This is a genomic window from Variovorax sp. GW460-12-1-14-LB1 (assembly GCF_059423605.1).
Genome location: NZ_JBWKYF010000051.1, coordinates 25,024 through 47,121, shown reverse-complemented (window position 1 = coordinate 47,121; position 22,098 = coordinate 25,024). Strand labels below are relative to the sequence as shown.

Here is a 22,098-nt window from a genome sequence, read left to right as displayed (position 1 = left end):
GCCCCAGCCCGATCAGCACCCGCCCCACGCGCCCCGCCACGGTGGCCGAGCGCGTGATGAACAGCACCACCCCCACGAAGATGAACATCGGCGAGAGCCACGAGAGGTCGGCCGAGAACAGCACCGAGATCAGCGCCGTGCCCACGTCGGCGCCCCGCATCACCGCCAGCGCCGCCGGCAGCGTGACCAGGCCCTGCCCCACGAACGAGGAGGTCATGAGCGAGGTGGCCGTGCTCGACTGCACGAGCGCCGTGACGCCGATGCCCGAGAGCGCGGCCGTGAAGCGGTTGCGCATGCTCTGCACGAGGATCTTGCGCAGGTTGGCGCCGAAGACGCGCAGCACGCCGGTGCGCACGAGGTGCGTGCCCCACACCAGCAGGGCGACGGCCGCAAGCAGATTCAGAAGGTGCTTCATGGAGGGCGGGGTCTGACCTTTCTCTTGTTTTCGTTTTGATTCGTTTCAGCCCCATTTTCCACAAGTAGACGCTTCAGTCGATCAGGGCTCCGTTGTCGTGGAAAGGATAAGGCCCTTCGAAGCTGCCGGAGGCCGCCAGGTGGGTGACGAGCCGGCGCCCGGCCGCAGACCAGGCGTGCACCCGGAACGAGGGCGGCTCCAGCGTCCAGGCCGAGGCGGCGTCGGGCGCCAGGTCGAGGCAGACCTGGTGCGCCTGCGCCGGCGAGGTCGAGGCGATGGTGCCGCCGAAGCGCACGTCGATGGCGCGGTGCAGGTGGCCGCAGATCACGCGCTCGACGTTCGTGTAGCGGCGCAGCAGGGCCTCGAGCGCGTCGGCGCCCTCGAGCAGGCCGATCTCGTCCATGTGGCCGATCAGCGTCTCGAAGGGCGGGTGGTGCATGGCGACCACCACGGGCTCGTGGCGGCAGGCGTCGAGCTGGGCTTCGAGCCAGGCCAGGCGCCGCTCGCACAGCGTGCCGTGGCTGGCGCCGGGCACGCAGGTGTCGAGCGTGAGCAGCCGCAGGTCGCCCACGCGTACCGAGTACTGCACGAAGCCGTGCGTGTCGGCGCCCGTGCCCAGGTAGGCGTGGCCCGGGAAGCTGCGGCGCAGCTGGTCGCGGCCGTCGTGGTTGCCGGGCAGCAGGTAGACGGGCATCGTCAGCGGCGCGAGCAGGGCGGCCAGGTGGTCGTACTCGGCGGCGCGGCCGAAGTCGGTCAGGTCGCCGGTGATCACCACCGCGTCGGGCGGCTGGCGCAGCGCGAGCACCGACTGCACGGCGCGCGCGAGGTAGGGCGCCGTGTCGATGCGGCCGTAGGCCAGCCGGCCGGGTTCGCGGATGTGCAGGTCGGTCAGCTGGACCAGGAAGGTGTTGGGATTCGTCGTCGTGGTCATGGTCATGCGCGGGTTTCCTGCGAGGTCATCAGGCGGTCGGCCGGGATGCGCAGGCCTACCGCGTCGCCCGGTCCGAAGGGGTTGTCGCGCCCCACGTCGGCCACCAGCACGGGCTGGTCCTGCAGGCGCAGGTGCAACTGCACGCGGTCGCCGAGGAAGGTGCGGCGTTCGACCGTGGCGCGGCCCCAGCCGGGCGCCTCGCCGGGCGGGGGCGCGCCGACCTCGATGTCTTCGGGCCGCACCAGCAGCGTCGCATGCTGCTGCCAGGGCGCGGGGCAGGGCAGCGACGACCCTCCGAGTCGGACAACGCCCTGCGCGATGGCGTCGGGCGCGCGCTCCAGCCGGTTGACCCGGCCCAGGAACTCGGCCACGAAGGGGTGCGCGGGCGCGCGGTACAGGTCTTCGCCGCGCCCGACCTGCACGATGCGCCCGGCGCGCATCACCGCGAGGCGGTCGGCGATGGCCAGCGCTTCCTGCTGGTCGTGCGTGACGTGGATGGCGGTGATGTGCAGGCGGCGCAGCAGCTCGGCCAGTTCGTCGCGCAGCGATTCCTTGAGCTTGGCGTCGAGCGCGGCCAGCGGCTCGTCGAGCAGCAGCACGCGCGGGCGCACGGCCACGGCGCGCGCCAGGGCCACGCGCTGGCGCTGGCCGCCCGAGAGTTCGGCGGGGCGCTTGTTCTCCAGGCCGCCCAGGCGCACGAGGTCGACCAGCTCGCCCACGGCGCGTTTCTCTTCCTCGGGCGACACGCCGCGGATGCGCAGGCCGTAGCCGATGTTGGCGGCCACCGTCATCTGCGGAAAGAGGGCGTAGCTCTGGAACACCATGCCCACGCCGCGGTGCTCGACCGGGCGCTGCGTGACGTCCTGGTCGCCGAAGACGATGCGGCTGCCGTCGTCGGGCGCTTCGAGTCCGGCGATGAGGCGCAGCAGCGTGGTCTTGCCGCAGCCCGAGGGGCCGAGCAGCGCGAGCACCTCGCCCGCTTCCACCTTGAGGTTGGTGGGCTGCAGGCCGCGCGTGCCGTCGGCGTAGGTCTTCGCGCAGTTCGAGATGTCGACGGGGATGCGTTCAAGTTCCATGGCGTTTCTGCATCAGGTTGGCAAGGTACTGCAGGCCCCACAGCACGGGAAGGATCACTGCGAAAAAGACCAGCGTGTAGGCCGATCCGATCTCGATGCGCATCGAGGCGTAGCTGTCGGCCAGGCCCACGGGCAGCGTGCGCGTGAGCGGCGTGTGCAGCATCCAGGTGAGGTTGAATTCGCCCACCGACAGCGTGAACACCATCAGGCTGCCCGCCACGATGGCGGGGAACACGGCGGGCACGAGGATGCCCATGAAGCGCTGGCGGAAGTTCGCGCCCAGCGAGCGCGCGGCCTCTTCGAGCGCGAGCAGGTCGTCGCGCTGGAAGGCCGAGCTCACGGTGCGCACCATGAAGGGCAGCGTGAAGACGATGTGGCCCACGAGGATGAAGGCGAAGCTCTGGCGAAAGGCCGTGAGCTGGCCGTAGGCGAGGATGAGCGCGAGCGCCGTCGCCAGGCCCGGCACCGCGACCGGCAAGGTCAGCAGCTCTTCGAAGATGCGCGCCGCACGCGAGCGGCTGCGTGCCAGCGTGTAGGCGCAGGGCACGCCGATCAGCACGGTGCACACGACGCAGGCCACGGCCAGCGCGAGCGACCAGCCGACGGTGCCGCCGTAGTTCTCCCACACCTCGCCGAGCCAGCGCAGCGTGAGGCCGCTCTTCAGGCCCGCGCTGTAGTTGTTGACGAGGCCGGCCATCACCGACAGCAGCATCGGTGCGATCATGAAGAGGCTCACGATCACCGTGATGGCGAGCAGGAAAGGGGCGCGGGGTTGCGAAGGGGTCTTCATCATCGGGCGACCGGGTTGGCGCCGAAGCGGCGCGCCACGAAGAGCACCAGCCAGGTCACGACGCCCAGCGAGATCGACAGCGACGCGGCGAGCGCGAAGTTGGCGTAGTTGGTGAACTCGTTGTAGATGGTGATGGGGATCACCTCGAACTTGCTGGCCAGCGTGAAGGCCGTGCCGAAGGCGCCCATCGAGGTGGCGAACAAAATGGCGCCGCAGGCCAGCGTGGTGGGTGCCAGCTCGGGCATCCACACGTCGCGCGCCACGCGCAGCTTCGAGGCGCCGAGCGAACGCGCCGCCTCTTCGAGCTGCGTGTTCATCGACTCGGCCGCCGCGGCGTAGGTGGCAATGGCGCGCGGCAGCGAGAAATACAGGTACGCCAAAAAGAGCCCGAGCAGGCCGTAGGCGAAGGTGATGCGCTCGCCGACCAGCGCATCGCTCAGGTCGGCCACCACGCCCTGGCGCCCGCCGAGCAGGATCACGAAGAAGCCGATGATCACGCCCGGGAACGACAGCGGCAGCGTGAGCAGCGACAGCAGCATGCGCTTGCCCGGGAAGGCATGGCGCGCGAGGTAGATGCCCACCGCCGCGCCCAGCACCAGCGTGGCCAGCGTCACCGCCACCGACAGCGCGACGGTGTTGGCCATGCTTTGCAGGTAGCGCGCATCGGTCAGCACCGCGAAGTAGGTGGCGGCGCCCTTGTCGGCCGGCAGCGCGAGCAGGCGCACCACCGGCAGCAGCCAGAAGGCCGCGAAGAAGACGGCCGCCGGCGCGACGCAGGCCAGCAATCGCCAGCGCGGGTTCCAGGCGTTGGAGGAGGTGGTGCGTGTCATCGCGCGCGGCGCCGGGTCAGCGCACTTCCTTCAGGTACTGGTCGGAGAAGGCGCGCTGCGCGTCGGCCATGCGGGCGTAGTCGACGGTCTTGGCACGGGCGTAGTCGCTGGCGGGCAGGAACTGCGCCTCGATCTCCTTGGGCATGGCGCTGGCGCGCACCGGGCGCAGGTAGGCCTTGGCCCAGATCGCCTGGCCTTCGTCGGACAGCGTGAAGTCGAGCACCTTCTTCGCATCGGCCGCGTGCGGCGCCTTGGCGACCAGGCTCATCACGTAGGGCACGGCCAGCGTGCCTTCGCTCGGGATGACGAAGGCGACGTTGGCCTTGTCCTTGTACTTGGCGCGGTAGGCGTTGAAGTCGTAGTCGAGCAGGATCGCGATCTCGCCCGACAGCACGCGCGCGTACGAGGTCTGCTTGGGCACGATGGGCTCGTTCTTCTGCAGCGCCTTGAAGTAGTCGATGGCCGGCTTGAAGTTGTCGAGCGTGCCGCCGCGCGCCTGGTTCACGGCCACGGCGCCCACGTAGCCCACGAAGGCCGAGGCGGGGTCGAGGTAGCCGATGAGGCCCTTGTATTCGGGCTTGAGCAGGTCGGCCCACGACTTGGGTACCGGCTTGCCCTTGAGCGCGTCGACGTTGACCATGAAGCCGAGCGTGCCCGAGTGGATGGTGAACCAGTTGCCTGCGGGGTCCTTCAGGCCGTCGGGAATGTCTTTCCAGGCGGCCGGCTTGTAGGGCTCGACCACGCCGTCTTTCGCGGCCTGCACCGCGAAGGTCACGCCGAGGTAGGTGACGTCGGCCACGGGGCTGGCCTTTTCGGCGACCAGCTGCGCGAGCGACTGGCCCGAATTCTTGTTGTCGGCCGGCACGGTGATGCCGGTCTTGGCCTTGATGGCCTTGAGCTGGGTGCCCCAGTCGGCCCATTCGGTCGGGCAGTTGTAGCAAATGGCGGTCTGGGCCATGGCGCCGCCGGCGGCGACGAGGGCGGCGGCCAGCACGCCGAGGCGGGCGAGGCGGTGAAAGCGAAGGGACATGGAAGAACTCCTGGGAGGGGTGGTGGGGTCAGGACAGTGCGGCGTCGTTGTCTTCGCGCGCATTCGCGCACGACTCGCCGTCTCGGAAGGCATGGGGCAGCAGCAGGCTCGCGTCGGCCTGCAGCGCGCGGCCACCGGCGATCGCCTGCGCCAGCAGCTCGACGCTGTGGCGGCCGATGTCGCTGTTGGGCTGCGCGATGGTGGTGAGCGCGGGCGTGAGGTCTTCGCCGAGCGCGATGCCGTCGAAGCCGACCACGCTGAGGTCGTCGGGCACCGCCAGGCCGCTCAGGTGCGCGGCGCGGATGCTGCGGATGGCGAGCAGGTCGTTCGAACAGACCAGTGCGGTGGGGCGGCTGCGCGGGCGCAGCTCCGCGCACAGCGCATCGACGGCGGTCTCGACGAAGGGCACTTCGACCAGCGGCGGCGCGGCAAGGCCTGCTTCGGCCATGCCGCGCTGGTAGCCGCGGTAGCGCTGCTGCGCGCGGTCCGACGCGGCCAGCGTGCCGCTGACCATCGCGATGCGCCGGTGGCCAAGCAGCACGAGCCGCGTGACCGCATCGGCCACCGCGCCTTCGCTGTCGACCGACACGCAGGGATGGTCGGCGTGCCGGTTGTAGGCCAGCACGTAGGGCACGCCGGCGGCCTGCAGGCGCTGCAGCGCGGCCGAGGTGGACGGGTTCGACACCACGAGGATCAGCCCGTCGACATTGCCCGCCAGCAGCAGCTGGACGGCGCGCTCTTCCTCGTCGAGCCGGTAGCCCGTGGTGACCGGCAGGATCGCGTAGCCGCCCGCGACGGCCGCGCGCGCGATGCCCTGCAGGCATTCGGCGAAGGTCGGATTCAGCAGCGTGGGCAGCACCACGCCGAGCGTGCGGCTGCGCTGGGTGCGCAAGGTGCGGGCGCTGGCGTTGGGCAGGTAGTTGAGCTCGCGCGCCACGCGCTCGACCAGTTCGCGCGTGGCCGGCGTCACCTTGTCGGGGAAATTGAAGGCGCGCGAGACCGTGGCCACGGAGACCCCGGCCTGGGCGGCTACTGCTTGGATGCTCATCGTGCGGGGTCCGTGGTGGGGTTCATGTAATCGATTACATTGGACCGGCGCAGTATGACTTCGCGATGACAGGACAGGGAAGTGGGGAGAACCCCGGGGCCGCTGGCGCGGAGCGCGGCCAAAGAAAAAGGGGCCCGTGGGCCCCTTTGGTCTAGAACTGGCTTACTTGCCGCGCCGGACTCGCCGGATCTCGTCGACGATCAGGCAGATGGCCCCGAGCGTGATGGCGCTGTCCGCCGCGTTGAACGCCGGGAAGTACCAGTTGCCCCAGTGGAAGCTCAGGAAGTCGACCACGTAGCCGTGCATCATGCGGTCGACCACGTTGCCGATCGCACCGCCCAGGATGCAGGCCATCGCGAACGAGAAGAGCTTCTGGCCCGCGTGCGACCGCAGCATCCAGACGATGAAGATCGCCGCCGCCACGCCGATGGCCGTGAAGAACCAGCGCTGCCAGCCCGAGTGGTCGGCCAGGAACGAGAAGGCGGCGCCCGTGTTGTGCGCGCGCACGACGTTGAAGAAGCTCGTCACGTAGGTCGCGTCACCGAGCTTGTAGTAGCCCAGGATCAGCGTCTTGGTGAACTGGTCGATGATCACGATGATCGTCGCCAGCCCGAGCCACGGCCAGATGCTGGCGCCGCGCGAACGCGAGGCCGACGAGGCGGAGCGTGCGGTCGCCATCAGGCCACGCTGCGCGATTCGCCCGCGCCGAACAGGTTGCTCGTGCAGCGGCCGCAGATGGTCGGGTGCGCCGGGTCGTGGCCCACGTCCTCGCGGTAGTGCCAGCAGCGTTCGCACTTCTGCGCGGTGCTCGGCGTGACCACGGTCGACAGCGTGTCGCCCGCCGCCAGCGCCACGGCCGAGGCGATGAACACGAACTTCAGGTCGTCGCCCAGCGAGCCCAGCAGCGCGAGGTCGTCGGCCGGTGCGTTCAGCTGCAGGTTGGCCTGCAGCGACGAACCGACCTTGCCCCCGGCGCGCACCGCCTCGATGTCCTTGTTGACGCCGTCGCGGATCTCGCGGATGCGGCCCCACTTGGCGAGCAGCGCCTCGTCGGGTGCGGCGAACTGGCTGTAGGTCTGCGTGAAGATCGACTCGCCGGCCTTGCCGGTGCCCACGATCTTCCAGGCCTCTTCGGCCGTGAAGCTCAGGAACGGCGCCATCCAGCGCAGCATGGCTTGCGAGATGTGCCACAGGGCCGTCTGCGCACTGCGGCGCGCGAGCGAGCCCGGCGCCGTCGTGTAGAGGCGGTCCTTCAGGATGTCGAGGTAGAAGCCGCCCAGGTCTTCCGAGCAGTAGATCTGCAGCTTGGCCACCACCGGATGGAACTCGTACACCTGGTAGTGCGCAAGGATCTCGGCCTGGAACTGCGCCGCGCGCGACATGGCGTAGCGGTCGATCTCGAACAGCTGGTCGAGCGGCACGGCATCTTTCGCGATGTCGAAGTCGCTGGTGTTTGCGAGCAGGAAGCGCAGCGTGTTGCGGATGCGGCGGTAGGCGTCGACGACGCGCGCGAGGATCTTGTCGTCGCCCGCGATGTCGCCCGAGTAGTCGCTCGCGGCCACCCACAGGCGGATGATTTCCGAGCCTAGCTTGTTGCTGATTTCCTGCGGGTCGATGCCGTTCTTGAGCGACTTGCTCATCTTGATGCCCTTGGCATCGACCGTGAAGCCGTGCGTGAGCAGGCCCTTGTACGGTGCGCGGTCTTCCAGCATGCAGGCGATCAGCAGCGACGAGTGGAACCACCCGCGGTGCTGGTCGTGGCCTTCGAGGTACAGGTCGGCTTCGGGGCCGGTCTCGTGGTGCACGTTGGGGTGCGTGCCGCGCAGCACGTGCGAGAAGGTCGAGCCCGAGTCGAACCACACCTCGAGGATGTCGGTGCTCTTGGTGTAGCTCGGTGCGTCTTCGGCGCCCAGGATGTCTTCGACGGTGACGCGGCTCCAGGCCTCGATGCCGCCCTTCTCGACGATGTCGGCGGCCTGGTCGAGGATTTCCATGGTGCGCGGATGCAGCTCGCCCGAATCCTTGTGCAGGAAGAACGGGATCGGCACGCCCCAGCTGCGCTGGCGGCTGATGCACCAGTCGGGCCGGCCGGCGATCATGTCGTGCAGGCGGGCCTTGCCGTTCTCGGGATAGAAGCTGGTCTGTTCGATGGCGTCGAGTGCGGTCTGGCGCAGCGTCTTGGGCGCCTTGTCCTTGGTGAACACGCCTTCGCCCTCGTCCATGCGCACGAACCACTGCGCAGCCGCGCGGTAGATCACCGGCGTCTTGTGGCGCCAGCAGTGCGGGTAGCTGTGGGTGATGGTCTCGGTGGTCAGCAGGCGGTTGGCGTCGCGCAGCGCGGCGATGATCACCGGCACGGCCTTCCAGATGTTCTGGCCGCCGAACAGCGGGAAGTCGGGCGCATAGCTGCCGTTGCCCTGCACCGGGTTCAGGATGTCGTCGTACGCCACGCCGTGGGCGATGCAGGAGTTGAAGTCGTCCACGCCGTAGGCAGGCGAGGAGTGCACGAGGCCGGTGCCGTCGGTGGCGGTGGCGTAGTCGGCCAGGTAGATGGGCGACAGGCGCTGGTAGCCCGCATCGACGTCGTACAGCGGGTGCTCGAACTCGAGCCCGCCGAGCGCCTCGCCCTTGACCGTGGCCAGCACCTTGCCGTCGAGCGCGTAGCGCGTCATGCACATCTCGACCAGCGAGTTGGCCAGGATCAGGAGGCCCCGCTCGGTGTCGACCAGCGAGTACTCGAGCTCGGGGTTGAGGTTGATCGCCTGGTTGGCGGGGATCGTCCACGCGGTGGTGGTCCAGATCACGGCAAAGATGTCGCCCAGGATCGTGTGGTCGGTGCCGAAGGCCTTGAGCACCTTCTCGCGCTCGTGCGCCTTGAAGGCCACGTCGATGGTCTGGCTCTTCTTGTCGGCGTATTCGATCTCGAACTCGGCCAGCGACGAGCCGCAGTCGAAGCACCAGTACACGGGCTTCAGGCCCCGGTACACGAAGCCGCGCTCGATCACGCGCTTGAACGCGCGCAGCTCACCGGCTTCGTTGGCGAAGTCCATCGTCTTGTAGGGGTGGTCCCATTCGCCCAGCACGCCCAGGCGCTGGAAGTCGACCATCTGCTGGGCGATCTGCTCCGTGGCGTAGGCGCGGCTCTTGGCCTGCATCTCGTCGCGGCTGAGGTTGCGGCCGAACTGCTTTTCGATGGCGTTCTCGATCGGCAGGCCGTGGCAGTCCCAGCCGGGCACGTACAGCGCGTCGAAGCCTTCGAGCTGGCGCGCCTTGGTGATCATGTCCTTGAGGATCTTGTTCACCGCGTGGCCCATGTGGATCTGGCCGTTGGCGTACGGCGGGCCGTCGTGCAGGATGAACTTGGGCGCGCCGTGGCGGGCGTCGCGCAGGCGGTGGTAGCGGCCTTCGTCGTTCCATTCCTTCACCCAGCCCGGCTCGCGCTTGGGCAGGTCGCCGCGCATCGGGAAGGGGGTGTCGGGCAGGTTCAGCGTGGAACGGTAATCTTTGGGGGAAGCGGCGTCAGACATGTTGGGGTGCGGCGAAACAGAGGGGCTTCGACAGGCTCAGCCCGAACTGCATTGAGCGGTCGGTGCGGAAGATATAGCCGTTCGCCCTGAGCTTGTCGAAGGGCGGCAGCACGGGGCGTGCAGGGCTAAATTCGGTCGCGCGTGGTCTGGCGGTGGGTCTCGGCGTGGGTCGATGCGAAGAACGCGCGTGCGTCGCGGCCATCCTTCGCGATGCCCGCAGTGAGGGCTTCGAGGCTGGTGTAGCGCAATTCGTCGTGCAGTTTGTGCAGGAGTTCCACGCGCACGATTTTACCGTAGGCCCCTTCGGCCCCCAGATGCGAGGGCCACTCCAGGCAATGCGTCTCCAGCAGCACGCGCCCCGCGTTGACGTCGTTGGCGTCCAGCGAGGGGCGCACGCCGAGGTTGGCCACGCCCGGCAGCGGCTGGTCGGCCAGGCCGTGCACCAGCACCGCGAAGATGCCGCTGGCGGCCGGTTTCCAGTGCTTGAAGCGCAGGTTGAGGGTGCGAAAACCGTCGTCCTTGCCCGGCGACGACGCGCCCAGCGCCCGGCCCAGCTTGCGGCCGTGGACCACATGGCCCGAGATCGTGTACGGGCGCCCCAGCAGCGTGTGGGCGTCGGCCATGCGGCCTTCGGCCAGCGCCTCGCGCACGGCCGAGCTGGACACGCGCAGGCCGTGTACCTCGTAGCTGTTCATGCGCGCGACGTCGAAACCCTGCGCTTCACCGGCGGCATCGAGCATGGCGTAGTCGCCCGCGCGTTTGGCGCCGAAGCGGAAGTCGTCGCCCACCAGCACGTAGCGCGCGCCCAGGCCGTCGATCAGCACGTTCTGGATGAACGCCTCGGGCGACTGGGACGCCAGCCGGCCGTCGAAGGGCAGCACGATGGTCTGGTCGACGCCGCAGGCCGCCAGCTCGGTCAGCTTGTCGCGCAGCGTGCCGATGCGGGCCGGGGCCAGGTCGGGCTTCTTGGTGACGGCGGCGAAATAGTCGCGCGGGTGCGGCTCGAAGGTCAGCACGCAGCTGGGCAGCCCGCGATGGCGGGCCTCGGTCTGCAACAGCGCCAGCATGGCCTGGTGGCCGCGGTGGACGCCGTCGAAATTGCCGATCGTGAGGGCGCAGGCCGGAGCTACGCCCGGGTGTCGGAAGCCGCGGAAAACCTGCATGGGAGAGTATCTTTTTGATAGCGCCTGATGCCCGTCGTATGGGCAAATCAGGCCGATTTGTCACAAAGCCGGTATATTGTGACGCAGTGGGTGGGTTGGCGTGAGTCGCCAACGCATTCCGAGTCTCTGGTCTCTGCGTGTTTTTCTCGTTTCGAGGAGGCGTGTGTGAAGGTCTTGAAGCTGTCGGCCCAAGGGCTGCCCCAGTCATGGATATCGCTGGAACAGGCGGTGATCCACTACGCAGCGGACGAAGTCCGTTGGGAAGTGGGCGCGCAGGTGGCCGTGTTCCGTGGCGGCCACAACGCGATCACGGGCGAGCAGTCGCAGATCGCGATCAACAGCATCATCGGCACCAAGGGCGTGCCGCGCATCAACCCCTTCGCGCAGCGCCCGGGCCTCACCAACAGCAAGCTGTTCTCGCGCGACCGCAACATCTGCGCCTATTGCGGCGGCCATTTCCACGAAGACGAACTCACGCGCGAGCACATCATTCCGTTCGCGCAGCGCGGCATCGACACCTGGATGAACGTGGTCACGGCCTGCAAGCCCTGCAACCACCGCAAGAGCAGCCGCACGCCCGAGCAGGCGAACATGCCGCTGCTGTACGCGCCCTACGTGCCCAGCCTGTGGGAAGACTTCATCCTGCGCAACCGCCGCATCCTGGCGGACCAGATGGAATTTTTGATGGCGCACCTGCCGCAGTCGTCCCGGTTGCACGACATCTGACACCGGACACGCAAGAAAAAGGAGGCCTCGGCCTCCTTTTTTCTTTCAGCCCTTCCAGGCCGGCGGCCGTTTCTCGATGAAGGCCTGCACGCCTTCCAGCGCGCTCTCGTCCATCATGTTGCAGGCCATGGTCCGGCTGGCGTCGGCCAGCGCGGCCTCGATGCCGGTCTCGAGCTGGCGATAGAACAGCGCCTTGCCCAGCGCGAGCGCCGTGCGGGGCTTGGCGACGATGCTGGCGACCAGCGCCTCGACCGCGGCGTCGAGCGCTTCGGGCGGCGCGACCCGGTTGACCAGGCGCTTCTCGCGCGCTTCCTCGGCACCGATGAATTCGCCCGTCACCAGCATCTCGAAGGCTTCCTTGCGACCCAGGTTGCGCGACAGCGTGACGCCGGGCGTGGCGCAGAACAGCCCCACGTTGACGCCGCTGACCGCAAAGCGCGCGTCGCTGGCGGCCACCGCCAGATCGCACACCGCGACCAATTGACAGCCCGCCGCGGTTGCAATGCCGTGCACGCGCGCGATCACCGGCACGGGCAGCCGCTGGATCGACAGCATCATCGCGCCGCACCGGTCGAACAGCTGCTGGTAGTAGCCGAGTGACGGCTCGGCGCGCATTTCCTTCAGGTCGTGGCCCGCGCAGAAGGCCTTGCCCGCCGCGGCGATGACGACGGCGCGCACCGTGTCATCGGCGGCGATGGAACCGAGCGCCTGCTCGAGCGTGCCCAGCATGCCTTCGGACAACGCGTTGAAGGCGGCGGGGCGGTTCAGCGTGAGCGTGACCACGCCGCGCGCGTCACGCGCCGTCAGGACAAAGGGGGCCGTGTCGTTCATGGCCGTTCAGTACGTCAGCTCGAGCACCGTCGTGTGCCCTTGCGCGGCGGGCCAGCTCTGGCCGGTGAGGCGCTCGCCGTTGAATTCGGCGCTGACCGTGCGCTGCGGCGCGCCGGCCGCGATGCGCAGCCGCGAGCTCGACTGCCCCGCGCCCTGGGCCGGCACGCCGGGCGGCGGGTTCTGGCCGTCGAAGTTCATCGTGTCGCGCTGCGCATCGAAGTAGCCGCGCGGACGCGTGAAGACGACCACCGCCCCCGCGCCGCTCTCGGCCGGCGCCAGGCGCTCGGTCCGCAGGTTGACGACGCCGCTGCTGCGCACGAACGGGCTGCGGTAGATGTGCGTGGTGCCCTGGCCGGGCACGTCGAGCACGAACTCGTAGCGTGCGGTGGGCTGCGCGCTGAACGGGCCCCAGCGACCGTCGGCGCCGACCGTCTGCTGGTGCGCCGCCTCGCCGCGCCGCGCGCCCGAGGCCGGGTCGACGGCAAAGACGGTGACGCGCGCGCCGGCCAGCGCGAGGTTGTCCGCGCCGGTCGCGCGGCCGTCGAGCACGACCTTCGACTCCGGCGCCACCGCCGTGCTGCCCGGCGCCTGGCCGGTCAGGAAACGCCAGGTCGCCGGCGAGAACGAGGTCTCGCGGTGGTCCACGCGCGGCAGCACGAGGTTGGTGGCGCCTTTGAGTGCCGGCCCGTCGAAGCCGATGTTCGTCGGCTGGCCCGGCGCGCCGATCCACAGGCCGTCGGGCTGGGCGTACTTGTCGTTGGTGTCCGAGCGCAGCGTGAGCCACTGCACGCCGGGCGTGACCTCGTCGCCGTTCGGGCCCTTGGGCGCATTGAGCTGCTGCATGAAGGCCGAGAGCCCCGAGAACTCGTTGTTCTCGCGCAGGCCCTTCACCTTCCAGATGCCGTGCGCCGGGTTGCCGCCGAGCACCACGTGGCTCACCACGGCCGCGCCGCCGCCGTTCTGCACGTAGTTGCGGATGGTGTTGCCACCGCGCGAATTGCCGATGAGCACGACCTTGGGCGCGCCCGTGGCCTTCAGCACCTTCTCGACCTCGGCGCGCAGGAACGCGGCCGACTCGGCGGTGGAACTGCGCCCCGGCTGGGCCACGGCATCGTCGTCGCGGGCCAGGGGAGTCGGCTGGTCGATGGCGAAGAGCCGCTCGCGCGGCCAGCCGTTCGATTCGAAGCGCCAGATCGTGGTCTGCCACAGCGCCGCCGAGTCGCCGTTGCCGTGCATGAAGACGATGGGCGGGCGTTCGGTGGAAGAGGGCGCGGAGGTGGCGCAGCCGGTCAGCAAGGTGACGGCGGTGCTTCCGGCAAGGGCCAAGGCAAGCAGGGTGCGGCGGGAAGGCATGTCTGTCTCTCTCCTGGCAGGGGGCTGGGGCCCCGCAAGTGAAAACGCCCGCCGGCGCAAGGCGGGCGGGCGTTGGATGCTATCGACAAACAGCCGTCAGGCGAAGACGCCGGCCGTGTCCTGCATGCGTGCCGACACTTCACCCAGGTGGTGCAGGGTGTCGCCGAAGGTGAGCTCGAGCTGCGTGAGCTTGCGGAAGTAGTGGCTGCCGATGTATTCGTCGGTCACGCCGATGCCGCCGTGCAGCTGCACCGAGTTCGCGGCCACGTAGCGCATCGACGTGCCCAGCTGGTACTTGGCGCGGGCCAGCGCCTGGCGGCGTTCGTCGGCCGGGGCGTTGAGCTTGAGCGTCGCGTAGTAGCTCATCGAGCGTGCCAGTTCCAGCTGCATCTTCATGTCGGCGACGCGGTGGCGCAGCGCCTGGAAGCTGGAGATGACCACGCCGAACTGCTTGCGCTGGTTCATGTAGTCGATGGTGACGTCGAGCGTCTTGTCGAGCACGCCGACCGCTTCGGCGCAGGTGGCGGCAATGCCGACATCGACCGCGTACTCGAGCGCGGCCAGGCCGTCGGCCGTGACCAGCGTGGCGTCGGCCTTGTCGAACACGACTTCGGCCGCGCGGCCGCCGTCCTGCGTGCCGTAGCCGCGCGCTTCGACGCCGCTGGCGCTGCGCTCGACCAGGAAGAGGGCGATCTTGCCGTCGACCTTGGCGGGCACGATGAAGGCATCAGCTTCGTCGCCCACGGGCACCACGCTCTTGGCGCCGGTCAGCGAGTAGCCGTTGCCCGACTTGACGGCCGTGGCCTCGCACACGTCGAGGCGGTAGCGTGCCTTGCGCTCCTGGTAGGCCAGCACCACGAGGGCCTGGCCGCCGGCGATGCGCGGCAGCCAGTTTTCCTTGGTGGCCGCGTCGGCGTAGCCGCCGAGCACGGCGCCGGCGATCAGCGTCTGGGCGAAGGGCTCCAGCACGATGCCGCGGCCCAGTTCTTCCATCACGACCATGCCGGCCACCGGGCCCATGCCCAGGCCACCGTCGTCTTCGCTGATGTACAGGCCGCCCAGGCCGAGCTCGGCCAGTTCGTCCCAGGCCTCGCGCGAGAAGCCGCCCTTGGCCTCGATGCCGCGACGGCGCTCGAAGTCATAGCCCTTGTCGACCCACTTGCGAACGGCGTCGCGCAGCTGGTCCTGGTCTTCCGAAAAATTGAAATCCATGTTGGTGTCTCCTCAGCCCAGGACGGTTTGCGCCACGATGTTGCGCTGGACTTCGTTCGAGCCGCCGTAGATCGTGGTCTTGCGCATGTTGAAGAAGGTCGATGCCAGCGGTGCCAGCGCCGGGTTGCCGCCGGGGAAGTTGCCTTGCCAGCCGGCTTCCATGGCTTCGCGGATCAGCGGCAGCGAATAGGGGCCGCCGGCCAGCATCATCAGCTCGGCGTAGCGCTGCTGGATCTCGCTGCCGCGGATCTTGAGCAGGCCCGCCACGTCCAGCGAGTTCTTGCCCGAGGTGGCGGCCGAGAGCACGCGCAGCACCATCATCTCGAGGGCGACGATGTCGACTTCGAGCTTGGCGATCTCGTCGCGGAAGCGCAGGTCGTCGTACACGCCTTCGCTTTTCGCAATGCGCTTGAGGCGCTCGAGTTCGCGCTTGGCGCGGTTCACGTCGGCGATGTTGGTGCGCTCGTGCGAAAGCAGATGCTTGGCGTAGGTCCAGCCCTTGTTCTCCTCGCCGATCAGGTTCTCGGCGGGCACTTCGACGTTGTCGAAGAACACCTCGTTCACCTCGACGCCGCCGTCGATCAGCTTGATCGGGCGCACGGTGACGCCGGGCGACTTCATGTCCAGCAGCAGGAAGCTGATGCCGGTCTGGGGCTTGCCTTCGTTGCTGGTGCGCACGAGGTTGAACATCCAGTCGCCGTGCTGGCCGAGCGTGGTCCAGGTCTTCTGGCCGTTGACGATGTACTTGTCGCCCTTGCGCTCGGCCTTGGTCTTGACCGAGGCCAGGTCGGAACCCGAGCCGGGTTCGCTGTAGCCCTGGCTCCACCAGACTTCGCCGCTGGCGATGCCGGGCAGGAAGCGCTTTTGCTGCTCGGCGTTGCCGAAGGCCATGATCACCGGGGCCACCATGACGGGGCCGAAGGGGATGATGCGCGGCGCGCCGGCCAGTGCGGTTTCTTCCTCGAACAGGTGGCGCTGCACGGCGGTCCAGCCGGGGCCGCCGAATTCCTTGGGCCAGCCGTAGCCCAGCCAGCCCTTCTTGCCGAGGATCTTGGCCCAGCCTTGCAGATCGTCGCGCGTCAGTTCGAGCGCGTTGTGCACCTTGTGCGAAATCTCCTGGGGGAGGTTGTCCTTGACCCATGCGCGAACTTCTTCGCGGAACTTCTGTTCTTCGGGTGTGAAGCTCAAATCCATGCGTGCCTCGCTGTGTTGATCGGTCCACCGCAGACGCGGGGTGTCTCCGGAACTGCGAGTTTTAGCACGGTCGTGCTGCGATCCGGTGTCCGCGTCGCGACAAGCACGCCGGCGTGCGGGTCGACAGGAGGCTGATCGGGGTGTTGGCGGGGCACGGATAATCCCGGCCTCCCATGAAGAACATCGTGATCCTGATCTCCGGCGGCGGCTCGAACATGGCCGCCATCGTGCGCGCCGCCGAGCGCGACCGCTGGGCCGAGCGCTTCGGCGCGCGCATTGCCGCCGTCATCAGCAACAAGGCAGAGGCCGGCGGGCTGGCGCTGGCCGCATCGCACGGCATCGCGACCGCCGTGGTGTCGCACCAGGCCTTCGACAGCCGGGAGGCCTTCGACGCGGCGCTGGCCGAGGCGGTCGACGCCCACGCGCCGGCGCTGGTGGTGCTGGCGGGCTTCATGCGCATCCTGACGCCGGGCTTCGTGGCGCGCTACGCGGGGCGGCTGGTGAACATCCACCCCTCGCTGCTGCCGGCCTTTCCGGGGCTGCACACGCACCAGCGCGCCATCGAGGCGGGCTGCAAGGTGGCGGGGGTGACGGTGCACCAGGTCACGGCCGAACTCGACCACGGGCCGATCCTGGCGCAGGCCGTGGTGCCGGTGCTGCCGGACGACACGGCCGCCACGCTGGCCGCCCGGGTGTTGTCCCAGGAGCACCTGCTGTACCCGCGCGCCATCGCTGGATGGCTGTTGGATACATTGAGTCACAAAGCTTAAAGTTGTTTATATTGTTGGGTTTTCGGGAGCACAGAACTTTGAAAACCCAATCGCTACTGTTGACGTTGGCCACCGCGGCCCTGCTGGCCGCCTGCGCCGCTCCGGCCCCCGCGCCGGCACCGGGCGCCGCTGCGCCTGCGCCCGCTGCGCCGGCCGAACCCGTCTTCCAGTGCAACGCCGAAGGCGCCCGCTTTGCCGTGGGCCAGCAGGTGACGCCCCAGCTCGAAGCCGCGGCACGTGCGCGCACAGGCGCCGGCACGGCGCGGGTGCTCAAGCCGAACCAGGCGGTCACCATGGAACTCAACCCCGGACGGCTCAACATCAGCGTCGACGCGCGTGGCCGCGTCAAGGACGTTCACTGCGGCTGAGCGTCGATCGGGGTGAAGCGGCGCTGCGGGCGGCCGTCGATCTCGATGGTTTCCTCGAACATCGCGGCCGGCCGGACCCACAGGCCGCGGGCACCGTAGAGGGCGCGGTACAGCGTCATCGGCTCCAGCGTCTCGCTGTGGCGGACGGTGCCGATCACGTCGTATTCACCGCCCTTGTAGTGGCGGTAGCGGCCAGGGGGCGTTTCGATCAGGGGAGGGAGGTCTTCGTCGTTCAACGGGGGCTTCTTTCTTCGGTAACAACTGTCGGATGAGTCTTTGACGGGAGTCGGATGGACCGTGCGGATTTTGTTCACCTGGTTCGCCTGAGCGAGCACGCGAGTGCGGACGACAGCGCGCGCTACCGGCGTGGCGTCGCGGCGTTCGCCGCGCTCGGCTACCTCTGGGTGCTGGCCTGCCTCGGGCTGGCGGTGGGCATTGTGGCCTGGGTGGTCGTCTCGGTGGCCGACGGGCGCTTCAACTTCACCCGCGGCTGGCTGCTCGTGTTCGCGCTGGGCCTGTTCTGGGCGACCCTGCGCGCGCTCTGGGTGCATTTCGACGAGCCCGACGGCGAGCCGCTCACGCGCGCCGACGCGCCCGGGCTGTTCGAGGCGCTGGACCGCATCCGCGAGCGCATCAAGGGGCCGCCGGTGCACCGCGTCTACCTGGACGACAACTTCAACGCCAGCATCAGCCAGGTGCCGCGCTTCGGCCTGTTCGGCGGCGCGCTCAACTCGCTGAGCATCGGCCTGCCGCTGCTGATGATGCTGGACCGCCAGCGCCTGCTGTCGGTGCTGGCCCACGAATACGGCCACCTGCGCGGCAACCACGGCCGCCTGAGCGCCTGGATCTACCGCACGCGGCTGTCGTGGCTGCGGCTCGATGCCAGCCTGCAGCGCGACGAGGGCGTGATGGCGTTGGTGTCGCAGGCCTTCTTCCGCTGGTACTTTCCGCGCTTTGCCGCCAAGACCTTCGCGCTGGCCCGCCAGGACGAGTACGAGGCCGACCGCATCTCGGGCCGGCTGCTCGGCACCGCGGTGGCCGCGGCCGCGCTCACCGAAGTGGCCATCAAGGGCAACTGGTACGCCAGCGAGTTCTGGCCCTGGCACTGGGCGCGCGCCGAGCGCGAGCCGCTGCCGCCCGGCCCCTTTGCCGCTTTGCGGCAGCGCGCCCGAACGCCGCCGAGCGAGGAATTCGCGCGTCAGGCGCTGCGCGAGGCCATGCGCCGCGTCAGCGACCTGGACGACACCCATCCCGTGCTGCGCGACCGGCTCGAAGCGCTGAACCAGAAAGCGGCGCTGCCGGCCTGGTCGCAGCGGCCCGCGCTGGACATGCTGGCCGACAAGCACAAGTGGATCTCGCATTTCGACAATGCCTGGCGCCGCGCCCACGCCGCCGACTGGAAGCAGCACCACGCGCACCGCTCGCGCATCCGCGAGCGCATCGCGGTGCTGGCGGCCCGCGGCGAGCGCAACACGCCCGACGAGATGGTCGAGTGGGCCGACGCCGAGCGCCGGCTCGATCCGGCGGCGCCGGTGCGTGCACGCTACGAAAGCGCGCTGCGGATCGCGCCGGACCATCCGGGCGCGCTGCGCGGACTGGCCCAGATGCTGCCCGTGCGCGAGCGCGCCGAACGCCTGGCGGTGCTCGAACGGCTGCACCAGTCGGGCGTGGCCAGCCGCTGGTGGGCGGCCAAGAGCGCCGTCGCCTCGCTGGAGGACGCCGAAGCGGGGCCGCACGACGAGCAGGGGCTCAAGCTGTGGCGCGCGCGGCTCAAGGAGGCGGAGGAGGCCGAGGCGCGCGCCTGGGAAGAGATCACCGACACGCCGTTCTTCAGCCAGATTTCGCGCCACGACCTGAACGACCACGAACTGGGCGAGCTGCGCGCGGACATCGCGCGTTGCCTGCCAGTGTCGCGGCTGTGGGTGGTGCGCAAGAATCTGCGCGAGTTCGCCTGGCGGCGGGCGTACATCGTGTTCGTCGAGGTGCCGGGGCTCGACGACGAGGACCGCTGGCACCTGTGCCGCGAACTCGAGCAGACCCTGACCTTGCCGGGCGCGGCGCTGGTGCTCTGGGCGGGGCATTCGCCCACGCTGGAAGACATCGAGAGGCAGGCTTTCGGAACCGTCTGGGTGCGCGGCGCCTGAGGCGTTTCGGCCGCGAGGCCGGCCGGCTGAGACAATCGGGGCTATGCATCCCAAAGCCCTGTTGGAGGCCACCGCCGATCTGGTCGGCCTGGTCCTGAAATTCGATCACCCGGCCGACCAGGTCGTTTCGCGCTTTTTCCGCGACCACCGCGAGTTCGGCCCGCGCGAGCGCGCGACGCTCGCCGAAACCGTCTACACCGTGCTTCGCAAGAAGCTGCTGTTCGATCACCTGTCGCCCTCGGGCAGCGGTTCGAAGGAGCGCCGAATGGCGATCCTGGGCTTTCACGGCCCGCGCGACTTCCTGAAGAGCGCGCTCAACGACACCGAGAAGCGCTGGCTCGACAACTGCGACGCCGTCAAGCCCGACGACCTGCTCGAACGCCATCGCCACAACCTGCCCGAATGGCTGGTCACGCCGCTCAAGGCGCAGCTGGGCGACGGTTTCTGGCCGATGGTCGAGAGCCTGCAGCAGCCGGCGCCGCTCGACCTGCGCGTCAATGCATTCACCGACAAGCGGGCCGAAGTGAAGGCGGAGCTTGCGAAGGCTGCTATCAAATCTGAAGTGACGCCGTTCTCGCCCTGGGGGCTGCGCATCGACGGCAAGCCGGCGCTGACCAAGCTCGACGCGTTCGTGCGCGGCGCCATCGAGGTGCAGGACGAGGGCTCCCAGCTGCTCGCGCTGCTGCTGGACGCCAAGCGCGGCGAAATGGTGGTCGATTTCTGCGCCGGCGCTGGCGGCAAGACCTTGGCCATCGGCGCGACCATGCGCAACACCGGCCGGCTCTACGCCTTCGACACCTCGGCCCACCGCCTGGACGCGCTCAAGCCGCGGCTGGCGCGCAGCAAGCTGTCGAACGTGCACCCGGCCGCGATCGCCCACGAGCGCGACGACCGGATCAAGCGCCTGGCCGGCAAGATCGACCGCGTGCTGGTCGACGCGCCCTGTTCGGGGCTCGGCACGCTGCGCCGCAACCCGGACCTCAAATGGCGGCAATCGGCCAAGTCGGTGGCCGAACTGACGGCCAAGCAGACCGCCATCCTGCAAAGCGCGGCGCGGCTCGTGAAGTCGGGCGGCCGGCTGGTGTACGCCACCTGCAGCGTGCTGCCGGAGGAAAACGAGGCCATCGCCGAGGCGTTTGCCGCTGCGAACCCCGATTTCGTGCCCATGGATGCCGCGGAATTGCTCCAGGTGCTCAAGGTGGAGGGCGCCGAAACCCTCTGCGCGGGTGGGGAAGACGGCCGCCGCTACCTGCGGTTGTGGCCGCATCGCCACGCCACCGACGGCTTTTTTGCCGCCGTGTGGAACCGGAAATAGGCGCGGGGCTCCAAACTAGGGTAAATCTGCGGTGTGACAGAAGGACAAAAGGCCTCGTTTTGGCCCTGACATCCTAAAATCGCGGGTTACCTGAAGGCTGCACCTTCGTGTGGCCATGGAGTACCTGACTCAATGATGCTTCCTGACTCCGCCGTTCTGAACGCGGTCATCCAATGGCTCGGACACGGCCTGTGGGACATTGCCTGGTGGCAAGTCGTGCTGTACACGCTCGTCACCACGCACATCACCATCGCAGCGGTCACGATCTTTCTGCACCGCACGCAGACGCACAAGGCGATGGACCTCGGTCCGATCCCCTCGCACTTCTTCCGTTTCTGGCTCTGGCTCGGCACCGGCATGGTGACGAAGGAATGGGTCGCCATCCACCGCAAGCACCACGCGAAGTGCGAAACCGCCGACGACCCGCACAGCCCGCAGGTCAAGGGCATCGACGAAGTCTTCTGGCGCGGCGCCGAGCTGTACCGCAAGGAATCGAAGAACAAGGAAACGATGGAGCGCTACGGTCACGGCACGCCCGATGACTGGATCGAACGCAACCTGTACACGCGCTACAGCTGGCAAGGCGTGGGCCTGATGCTGGTGATCAACCTGGCGCTGTTCGGCGCGCTCGGCCTGACCGTGTGGGCGGTCCAGATGCTCTGGATCCCGATCACCGCCGCCGGCATCATCAACGGCATCGGCCACTACTGGGGCTACCGCAACTTCGAGGCGGCCGACGCCAGTCGCAACATCATGCCCTGGGGCCTGATCATCGGCGGTGAAGAGCTGCACAACAACCACCACACGTACCCCACCTCGGCCAAGTTCTCGGTCAAGAAGTACGAGTTCGACATCGGGTGGGTCTACATCCAGGTGTTCCAGAAGCTCGGCTGGGCCAAGGTCAAGAAGGTGCCGCCGAAGATGCAGATGGGCGACATCCAGCCCGTGGCCAACGAGAAGACGCTCGAGGCCGTCATCGCCAACCGCTACGAAGTGATGGCCGGCTACGCCCGCGAAATGCGCCGTGCGACCAGCGAGGAAATCGCCGTGCTCAAGGCCAAGGGCGCCGACCTGTCGGTGCTCAAGGCGGCCAAGCGCTGGCTGCATCGCGACGATGACAAGGTACCCGCCTCGGCGCGCACCCATCTGGTGCAGGCCCGTGCTGCCCACCCGGTGCTCGACAAGATGGTCACGATGCGCGAAGAGCTGCGCCAGCTCTGGCTGAACACCTCGCAATCGCGCGAGCAGCTGGCGGCCGATCTGGCGGCCTGGTGTCACCGTGCGGAAGCCAGTGGCATTGCCGGTCTGCGCGAGTTCTCGACCCGCCTGCGCGCTGCGCGCGCCTGACGAGGCAAAGAGCCGGCGCCTCCCGCGC

21 protein-coding genes are annotated in these 22,098 nt (G+C 68.7%); 6 read left to right on the top strand and 15 right to left on the bottom strand.

Translation table 11 applies throughout. The features are described from left to right. The 10 genes from AC07Y4_RS22935 to AC07Y4_RS22890 form a co-directional block, all read right to left on the bottom strand. Window positions 1–415 (bottom strand): Na/Pi symporter (locus tag AC07Y4_RS22935; protein ID WP_495275179.1); only part of this gene is annotated, 415 nt, incomplete at its 3' end. 73 nt (window positions 416–488) lie between these two features. Continuing rightward, the gene (locus tag AC07Y4_RS22930) at window positions 489–1,346 is read right to left on the bottom strand and encodes a phosphodiesterase (protein WP_495275180.1); all 858 of its coding nucleotides are present in this window, start codon (window positions 1,344–1,346) and stop codon (window positions 489–491) included. Window positions 1,347–1,348: 2 nt separating this feature from the next. After that, window positions 1,349–2,422: an ABC transporter ATP-binding protein gene (locus AC07Y4_RS22925; protein ID WP_139703304.1), complete on the bottom strand. Its 1,074-nt coding sequence runs from the start codon at window positions 2,420–2,422 to the stop codon at window positions 1,349–1,351. Continuing rightward, window positions 2,412–3,212, bottom strand: coding sequence for an ABC transporter permease (locus AC07Y4_RS22920; RefSeq protein WP_062480906.1), 801 nt, complete (start codon window positions 3,210–3,212; stop codon window positions 2,412–2,414). Before AC07Y4_RS22920 ends, AC07Y4_RS22925 begins: the two co-directional genes overlap by 11 nt. Continuing rightward, window positions 3,212–4,042, bottom strand: coding sequence for an ABC transporter permease (locus tag AC07Y4_RS22915; protein WP_495275178.1), 831 nt, complete (start codon window positions 4,040–4,042; stop codon window positions 3,212–3,214). The genes AC07Y4_RS22920 and AC07Y4_RS22915 overlap by 1 nt, the downstream gene beginning before the upstream one ends. Before the next feature lie 16 nt (window positions 4,043–4,058). Continuing rightward, a complete protein-coding gene (locus tag AC07Y4_RS22910) occupies window positions 4,059–5,072 on the bottom strand; it encodes an ABC transporter substrate-binding protein (RefSeq protein ID WP_095746558.1) in 1,014 nt (337 codons plus the stop codon). Between the two features lie 28 nt (window positions 5,073–5,100). Continuing rightward, window positions 5,101–6,120: a LacI family DNA-binding transcriptional regulator gene (locus tag AC07Y4_RS22905; protein ID WP_307587066.1), complete on the bottom strand. Its 1,020-nt coding sequence runs from the start codon at window positions 6,118–6,120 to the stop codon at window positions 5,101–5,103. A 162-nt stretch (window positions 6,121–6,282) separates the two neighbouring features. After that, window positions 6,283–6,798, bottom strand: coding sequence for a signal peptidase II (lspA, locus tag AC07Y4_RS22900; RefSeq protein ID WP_062480914.1), 516 nt, complete (start codon window positions 6,796–6,798; stop codon window positions 6,283–6,285). Then, window positions 6,798–9,647: an isoleucine--tRNA ligase gene (gene ileS, locus AC07Y4_RS22895; protein ID WP_495275177.1), complete on the bottom strand. Its 2,850-nt coding sequence runs from the start codon at window positions 9,645–9,647 to the stop codon at window positions 6,798–6,800. The genes lspA and ileS overlap by 1 nt, the downstream gene beginning before the upstream one ends. 125 nt (window positions 9,648–9,772) lie before the next feature. Continuing rightward, window positions 9,773–10,810, bottom strand: a complete 1,038-nt coding sequence (locus tag AC07Y4_RS22890) for a bifunctional riboflavin kinase/FAD synthetase (protein ID WP_095948725.1) — start codon at window positions 10,808–10,810, stop codon at window positions 9,773–9,775. Between the two features lie 165 nt (window positions 10,811–10,975). Here AC07Y4_RS22890 and AC07Y4_RS22885 point away from each other — a divergent pair, with 165 nt between their 5' ends. Beyond that, window positions 10,976–11,536, top strand: coding sequence for an HNH endonuclease (locus AC07Y4_RS22885; protein ID WP_062480919.1), 561 nt, complete (start codon window positions 10,976–10,978; stop codon window positions 11,534–11,536). 45 nt (window positions 11,537–11,581) lie between these two features. Here AC07Y4_RS22885 and AC07Y4_RS22880 read toward each other — a convergent pair whose 3' ends face one another. The 4 genes from AC07Y4_RS22880 to AC07Y4_RS22865 all read right to left on the bottom strand — a co-directional run bounded on the left by AC07Y4_RS22880 (window position 11,582) and on the right by AC07Y4_RS22865 (window position 16,126). After that, a complete protein-coding gene (locus AC07Y4_RS22880; protein WP_495275176.1) occupies window positions 11,582–12,367 on the bottom strand; it encodes an enoyl-CoA hydratase in 786 nt (261 codons plus the stop codon). A gap of 6 nt (window positions 12,368–12,373) precedes the next feature. Further along, window positions 12,374–13,720, bottom strand: coding sequence for an alpha/beta fold hydrolase (locus AC07Y4_RS22875; RefSeq protein WP_495275175.1), 1,347 nt, complete (start codon window positions 13,718–13,720; stop codon window positions 12,374–12,376). Between the two features lie 96 nt (window positions 13,721–13,816). After that, on the bottom strand, window positions 13,817–14,932 hold the full coding sequence (locus AC07Y4_RS22870; RefSeq protein ID WP_062482928.1) for an acyl-CoA dehydrogenase family protein: 1,116 nt from the start codon (window positions 14,930–14,932) through the stop codon (window positions 13,817–13,819). A gap of 12 nt (window positions 14,933–14,944) precedes the next feature. Continuing rightward, window positions 14,945–16,126 carry an acyl-CoA dehydrogenase family protein gene (locus AC07Y4_RS22865; protein ID WP_062482930.1) on the bottom strand — a complete coding sequence of 394 codons (1,182 nt, stop codon included), beginning with the start codon at window positions 16,124–16,126 and terminating at the stop codon, window positions 14,945–14,947. Window positions 16,127–16,299: 173 nt separating this feature from the next. Here AC07Y4_RS22865 and purN point away from each other — a divergent pair, with 173 nt between their 5' ends. Continuing rightward, window positions 16,300–16,896: a phosphoribosylglycinamide formyltransferase gene (gene purN / locus AC07Y4_RS22860; RefSeq protein ID WP_495275174.1), complete on the top strand. Its 597-nt coding sequence runs from the start codon at window positions 16,300–16,302 to the stop codon at window positions 16,894–16,896. A gap of 59 nt (window positions 16,897–16,955) precedes the next feature. Next, window positions 16,956–17,264, top strand: coding sequence for an I78 family peptidase inhibitor (locus tag AC07Y4_RS22855; protein WP_495275173.1), 309 nt, complete (start codon window positions 16,956–16,958; stop codon window positions 17,262–17,264). Here the strand turns inward: AC07Y4_RS22855 and AC07Y4_RS22850 are convergent. Continuing rightward, a complete protein-coding gene (locus tag AC07Y4_RS22850; protein WP_062483076.1) occupies window positions 17,252–17,500 on the bottom strand; it encodes a DUF1653 domain-containing protein in 249 nt (82 codons plus the stop codon). The two genes, AC07Y4_RS22855 and AC07Y4_RS22850, sit on opposite strands and share 13 nt — an antisense overlap. Before the next feature lie 54 nt (window positions 17,501–17,554). Here AC07Y4_RS22850 and AC07Y4_RS22845 point away from each other — a divergent pair, with 54 nt between their 5' ends. From AC07Y4_RS22845 to AC07Y4_RS22835, 3 genes are all read left to right on the top strand, one after another. Next, window positions 17,555–19,408: a M48 family metallopeptidase gene (locus tag AC07Y4_RS22845; protein ID WP_495275172.1), complete on the top strand. Its 1,854-nt coding sequence runs from the start codon at window positions 17,555–17,557 to the stop codon at window positions 19,406–19,408. A gap of 43 nt (window positions 19,409–19,451) precedes the next feature. Continuing rightward, on the top strand, window positions 19,452–20,723 hold the full coding sequence (locus AC07Y4_RS22840) for an RsmB/NOP family class I SAM-dependent RNA methyltransferase (protein WP_495275171.1): 1,272 nt from the start codon (window positions 19,452–19,454) through the stop codon (window positions 20,721–20,723). Between the two features lie 132 nt (window positions 20,724–20,855). Beyond that, window positions 20,856–22,070: a DesA family fatty acid desaturase gene (locus tag AC07Y4_RS22835; protein WP_056572307.1), complete on the top strand. Its 1,215-nt coding sequence runs from the start codon at window positions 20,856–20,858 to the stop codon at window positions 22,068–22,070. Window positions 22,071–22,098: the final 28 nt, after the last annotated feature.

Excerpts from the sequence above, each read along its gene's own strand:
- AC07Y4_RS22930 (WP_495275180.1), bottom strand. The coding sequence starts at position 1,346 with ATGACCACGACGACGAATCCCAACACCTTCCTGGTCCAGCTGACCGAC.
- AC07Y4_RS22925 (WP_139703304.1), bottom strand. The coding sequence starts at position 2,422 with ATGGAACTTGAACGCATCCCCGTCGACATCTCGAACTGCGCGAAGACC.
- AC07Y4_RS22920 (WP_062480906.1), bottom strand. The coding sequence starts at position 3,212 with ATGAAGACCCCTTCGCAACCCCGCGCCCCTTTCCTGCTCGCCATCACG.
- AC07Y4_RS22915 (WP_495275178.1), bottom strand. The coding sequence starts at position 4,042 with ATGACACGCACCACCTCCTCCAACGCCTGGAACCCGCGCTGGCGATTG.
- AC07Y4_RS22910 (WP_095746558.1), bottom strand. The coding sequence starts at position 5,072 with ATGTCCCTTCGCTTTCACCGCCTCGCCCGCCTCGGCGTGCTGGCCGCC.
- AC07Y4_RS22905 (WP_307587066.1), bottom strand. The coding sequence starts at position 6,120 with ATGAGCATCCAAGCAGTAGCCGCCCAGGCCGGGGTCTCCGTGGCCACG.
- lspA (WP_062480914.1), bottom strand. The coding sequence starts at position 6,798 with ATGGCGACCGCACGCTCCGCCTCGTCGGCCTCGCGTTCGCGCGGCGCC.
- ileS (WP_495275177.1), bottom strand. The coding sequence starts at position 9,647 with ATGTCTGACGCCGCTTCCCCCAAAGATTACCGTTCCACGCTGAACCTG.
- AC07Y4_RS22890 (WP_095948725.1), bottom strand. The coding sequence starts at position 10,810 with ATGCAGGTTTTCCGCGGCTTCCGACACCCGGGCGTAGCTCCGGCCTGC.
- AC07Y4_RS22880 (WP_495275176.1), bottom strand. The coding sequence starts at position 12,367 with ATGAACGACACGGCCCCCTTTGTCCTGACGGCGCGTGACGCGCGCGGC.
- AC07Y4_RS22875 (WP_495275175.1), bottom strand. The coding sequence starts at position 13,720 with ATGCCTTCCCGCCGCACCCTGCTTGCCTTGGCCCTTGCCGGAAGCACC.
- AC07Y4_RS22870 (WP_062482928.1), bottom strand. The coding sequence starts at position 14,932 with ATGGATTTCAATTTTTCGGAAGACCAGGACCAGCTGCGCGACGCCGTT.
- AC07Y4_RS22865 (WP_062482930.1), bottom strand. The coding sequence starts at position 16,126 with ATGGATTTGAGCTTCACACCCGAAGAACAGAAGTTCCGCGAAGAAGTT.
- purN (WP_495275174.1), top strand. The coding sequence starts at position 16,300 with ATGAAGAACATCGTGATCCTGATCTCCGGCGGCGGCTCGAACATGGCC.
- AC07Y4_RS22845 (WP_495275172.1), top strand. The coding sequence starts at position 17,555 with ATGGACCGTGCGGATTTTGTTCACCTGGTTCGCCTGAGCGAGCACGCG.
- AC07Y4_RS22840 (WP_495275171.1), top strand. The coding sequence starts at position 19,452 with ATGCATCCCAAAGCCCTGTTGGAGGCCACCGCCGATCTGGTCGGCCTG.
- AC07Y4_RS22835 (WP_056572307.1), top strand. The coding sequence starts at position 20,856 with ATGATGCTTCCTGACTCCGCCGTTCTGAACGCGGTCATCCAATGGCTC.